The sequence below is a fragment of the Priestia sp. YIM B13491 genome (genome assembly GCF_042787605.1).
Classification (GTDB): domain Bacteria; phylum Bacillota; class Bacilli; order Bacillales; family Bacillaceae_H; genus Priestia; species Priestia megaterium_E.
Genome location: NZ_JBHZOR010000036.1, coordinates 1 through 1,821 on the forward strand (window position 1 = coordinate 1; position 1,821 = coordinate 1,821).

Annotated in this window: 1 protein-coding gene; it reads right to left on the minus strand. The window is 34.2% G+C overall.

What is annotated here, in order from left to right; genetic code table 11:
• Positions 1-927 precede the first annotated feature (927 nt).
• Positions 928-1,821 (minus strand): GerAB/ArcD/ProY family transporter (locus ACFX4E_RS28195; RefSeq protein WP_377580084.1); only part of this gene is annotated, 894 nt, incomplete at its 5' end.

Consider the following 1,821-nt stretch of genomic DNA (forward strand, 5'->3'; position numbering starts at 1 on the left):
TGGATGGAGATCATCTTCGCGTCTAGATAAGTAGCGTTAGCTACACTGTAAGAAAGCGACTTCTTGTCGCACCATAATCACTCTTTCCGGAACACATCAAAAAAGAGAACCTTTACGCCCCAAAGGTTCGAAGAAGTTCTCTTTTTCTCTTTTATGCAACTTTTTATACATCGTTGATAGAATAGGCATTCTATTGATCAAATCAATGAAAACAATGTATAAGAAGCCCACCTTTTATGCATATGCTAAGTACTTCAAATAATTGATTTTATATGTAAATATGATATATTAAAGGTCAGACTATTTTTACAAATTTCTACATAACCCTATTTATGAGCAACCTCGCTTCCACTGGCGAGGTTGCTCTTTTATTTTGTTAACGATAATAATTACTTTAACATCTTGTAATAGATTTAAATATCTTATCCGTAAAAGTATATCTTTTTAGAAAAATTCGCGTCGAAATAAAAGAAATAACTGTTAAATAATCATTGATATTCTGTGATTTAGAAGCGTAATACTTTGTAGAAAAAAGTTTCATTTGTCTACACGGAGTAAAATCAATAACACTACTTTTAATAAAATACGTTTAGTTTTACTTAATGATATGACGAAAAGTAAACTACACATAATCAGCTTTTTTAAAGGGGGGGAAGAAAGACCGATATTAAAAACCAACAATTCCTAGAGACTATTGATTATTTGCTTTCCTCAATTTTAAGTATGTATATGTACTTAACGTGATGGCTACCATTACTATACAAGTAAGAGGAAATAGAATTGTATTAACAAAATGATCATAAAACCAGGTATACATGAAAACCACCTCAAATAGTGTAAATTCACCCTGATAAGCCTTGTCTTATAGGGGTTTAACAGATTGTAGGAACCACCTCATCTTCGAAGGAAATAATGCAAATAAACCTTTTATGCCCTCTGTTTCTTTCTATTTTTCAAGAAAGCAACAAGAAGAAGCAGAGAAGGAATAATCCCGAGGATAGGCATATGCAGAATAAACATTTCTACCTTTAGTCCTTCATGTAGATGTTCTTGAACATTGCTGGCAATCGTGCTAGCCATAAATAGAATAACGAAGCCCAAAGGGTATGAAAGGCGTGAAGGTGATTTAATCTTAAATAAGTTAGCCGTACCTATGACAGCTGCATATAACAACACACTAATCTTAATGAAACCACCGATAACTAAAGCAAGCATAAAAAATACATCAAGACGTTCCAAAAAGTCAGCTACCTGGATGCTTTGTACGGTACTAAGAAGAGGAAATTGTGAACGTGCAGTCAAATCAACCCCAAGTACACTAATGTTAATAAGCATGGTAATAGTTAAGTTGATTCCACTTAGTCCTGTTGCACATAACATCGTCATTTTTGCCTTTTTTTGGTTTTTTAAATAGGGTAAAATCATTGTAAATACCATCGCTTCTGCAAACGGGAAATAGATAGTTTGAGTAAATGCAACTTTCAGGACGGGGAATACACCCTCCTCAAGTACTGGCTGTAAGTTTGTAAACTTGATTAAACCTGAACATACGATGAGAATAAATCCCATGATGGCAAAAATATATATAAATATAAAAAGGATCTCTCCTGAGCGAGCTACAACCTCGATTCCTTTTCGAATCGTATAAATAACGACAAGTATTAATAAAGTATGTGCAATGAATAAAGGAGTCTCAGGGTAGGCGGAGGTTAACAACATCGCGCCAAAATCACGGAGAACCCTTGCTGCATCATACATAAAATAAAGGATGTAGACAAAGGCAAGTACCGTTCCAATCCCTTTACCCATGATTTTTTGCAT